Below are 2,268 nucleotides of genomic sequence, written 5' to 3' on the forward strand. Positions count from 1 at the left end.
CCCCGCCGCGCCGTCCTTGGCGCCCGCCCTGCGCACCGCCGCCGCCTCGGCCGCGACCGCCGCCCTTCTTTTGCAACGGAGCCTGACCTGATGACTGTTTCATTCGACGTGTCCGACGAGGACGCCGCCCTGATCGACGCCATCGTGGATCGGACCGAGGCCATCGTGGAAGCGCAGGACGGCGTCCTGGACCGCCTGTCCACCGAAATGGACCTGACCGCCTGCCATGCGAACGGTTGCCCCCTGGACCTGGTCCGGCTGGCGGCGGCGGACAACTTCAACTTGGCGCACGATGTCTTCGGGATCGCCCGCCACATCGACCGCAGAACCGGCAAGCTCGGCGACTTCTTCCGACCGCGCCACGCGATGCCGACGACGGCGGAGGCGGCGTAATGATCGTCTCAAGCCGCACACTGAAAATCCGCCGCCAGAACCGAACGGTGAGGGCGATGGAGGTCACCCACAAGAGCGCTACGGGGGAGTTGACCGTGGCCCTCTTGAGCCTGCCTGCGGGCCGTCAGATCGTTGGCGCGACTATGGGCGACGAAGACGCCATGGCGTTCTTGCAAATGCACGCGCTTGAACCGCTGCGCGATCCTCTTCAGCCGCACACTTTCGCGGTCGGCGATGTCGTTCGCCTCAAATCCGGCGGGCATCGCATGACCGTTATCAAGCTGCGCACCAGTGACGCGACGTGCGGCGACCCCACGGCTGGCCATCTGCAAGAGGTCGATGTCGCGTGGTCACTGATGTGCGCCAACACCGGCAACAGCATTGAAACCGACACTTTGGACATCGCCGTGATTGAAAGCGCGCCCGACGTCCTGCCGCACGAACGGGGGACGCCGTTCTGATGGCCGTCCAGATCGCCGAAATCATCGCCCGGAGCGTGGTCACGCTCGCCGTCCTTGCCGCCGTGGTCATCGCCATCCAGGGCTGGCCTCACCGAGGAGAAGACTGATGGTCGCCTACACCCTCCCGTCCGACACGGACCAATCCGCCATCCTGCGCGGCAAGCGCCTGGGCATGCTGCAGAAGCCGCGTCGCGCCGGCGCGACCAACGAACATGGCTGCCCCGGCTCGCGCATTCATCTGATGATCGCCCGCAACCGTGAAAACCCGATCCGGCACGTCGCCACCCTGCGCTGCATCCTGAACGCCGAAGTCGTCTTCAATGCCGAAGGCGTTCAGCGCATCGTCAGCGCCGAGGCCCGGCCCGGCTCGGTCGAGGGCGTCCACGCCCTGCTGACCAACGCCGAACAGGGCAGCCCGCATGACCGGGCGGACGCGGGCGACAAGCTGGCCGTCGCCCTGGGCTATGACGACTACGCCCACCTGTGGGCCTCGGTCGGCGGCGCCAAGGTCCCGTTCTCGGTTCGCACCCTGCTGGCCTGGGAGCCGATGGCATGACCCCTTATCAGCGCGAACACTGCGCCCGCGCTTACATCCGCGCCTTGCCGGTGTTGAAGAAGGGCGACCGGCTACGCATGAGGGGCCACGGATCGTCTCGTCAGATCACCGTCACCTTCGATCACTGGGACGAGCGCGCAAGCGGCTTCTTCGTCTCCAAGTCTGGCGTCGATGAACTCCACCCTTACAACATCACTGGTCTGAACGGCGCGCCGTTCCGGTTCCGTGACCCCGTTCAGACCATCACCCTCGGCGACTTCGGTCAGTTTCGACGTGTCATCCCTTATCCAGGGCCGGTGCGCGACGGCACGCACCGTTGCATTTCCTGCGGTCAGATCGACGAGCCTGAACACCACACTTTGACGTGCGAGGAAGCGCGCGAAATCGGGGAGGCCGAGGCATGAACGCGCCCCTAGTCGTCACCAACGCCAACGTGCCGCTGACCGAGCCGGACGGCACGCGCCGCGGCAAGCGCCAAATCTCCAAGGAGCTGACAGCCCTTCGCGTAATCGAGGCCGCGCGCTTCGCCTTCACCAACACCGGCTACTTCCCCTCCGGCGTGCGCGACATCGCGCGCAGGGCAGGGATGTCGACGGGGGCCGTCTTCGCCACCGCACCCGACAAGGAAAGCCTGTGGGTGCTGGCCATGGGCGGCCCGCCGCCGTCGCTGGACCTCGCCGAAGAGGTCGCCCTGATCGAGGCCCAGCGCCCGGACTGGGTCTATATTTTCCGAAAGGCGCCCGGCGGCGTCTATCTGGCCACCCTGTCGCCCGAAAACCTGAACCCGCTGCACAACGCCGGCCCCGTCAGCGGCGACTTGCGGTCCGCCTGAAGCCGGGCGGCGCGCAGGGCGGCGGC

Annotated in this window: 5 protein-coding genes; all 5 read left to right on the forward strand. The window is 66.9% G+C overall.

What is annotated here, in order from left to right; translation table 11 throughout:
• The first annotated feature begins 90 nt into the window (after window positions 1-90).
• The 5 genes from RTU05_RS17930 to RTU05_RS17950 all read left to right on the forward strand — a co-directional run bounded on the left by RTU05_RS17930 (window position 91) and on the right by RTU05_RS17950 (window position 2,242).
• Complete coding sequence (locus RTU05_RS17930; protein ID WP_312599640.1) at window positions 91-393, forward strand: hypothetical protein; 303 nt, start codon at window positions 91-93, stop codon at window positions 391-393.
• Complete coding sequence (locus RTU05_RS17935) at window positions 393-854, forward strand: DUF2158 domain-containing protein (RefSeq protein WP_312599641.1); 462 nt, start codon at window positions 393-395, stop codon at window positions 852-854. Before RTU05_RS17930 ends, RTU05_RS17935 begins: the two co-directional genes overlap by 1 nt.
• Before the next feature lie 106 nt (window positions 855-960).
• Complete coding sequence (locus tag RTU05_RS17940) at window positions 961-1,410, forward strand: hypothetical protein (RefSeq protein WP_312599642.1); 450 nt, start codon at window positions 961-963, stop codon at window positions 1,408-1,410.
• A gap of 44 nt (window positions 1,411-1,454) precedes the next feature.
• Window positions 1,455-1,814, forward strand: coding sequence for a hypothetical protein (locus RTU05_RS17945; RefSeq protein ID WP_312599643.1), 360 nt, complete (start codon window positions 1,455-1,457; stop codon window positions 1,812-1,814).
• Window positions 1,811-2,242, forward strand: coding sequence for a TetR/AcrR family transcriptional regulator (locus RTU05_RS17950; RefSeq protein ID WP_312599644.1), 432 nt, complete (start codon window positions 1,811-1,813; stop codon window positions 2,240-2,242). The genes RTU05_RS17945 and RTU05_RS17950 overlap by 4 nt, the downstream gene beginning before the upstream one ends.
• Window positions 2,243-2,268 lie beyond the last annotated feature (26 nt).

Origin of the sequence: Brevundimonas sp., assembly GCF_032017145.1 — a bacterium.
GTDB lineage: Bacteria > Pseudomonadota > Alphaproteobacteria > Caulobacterales > Caulobacteraceae > Brevundimonas.

Excerpts from the sequence above, each read along its gene's own strand:
- RTU05_RS17930 (WP_312599640.1), top strand. The coding sequence starts at position 91 with ATGACTGTTTCATTCGACGTGTCCGACGAGGACGCCGCCCTGATCGAC.
- RTU05_RS17935 (WP_312599641.1), top strand. The coding sequence starts at position 393 with ATGATCGTCTCAAGCCGCACACTGAAAATCCGCCGCCAGAACCGAACG.
- RTU05_RS17940 (WP_312599642.1), top strand. The coding sequence starts at position 961 with ATGGTCGCCTACACCCTCCCGTCCGACACGGACCAATCCGCCATCCTG.
- RTU05_RS17950 (WP_312599644.1), top strand. The coding sequence starts at position 1,811 with ATGAACGCGCCCCTAGTCGTCACCAACGCCAACGTGCCGCTGACCGAG.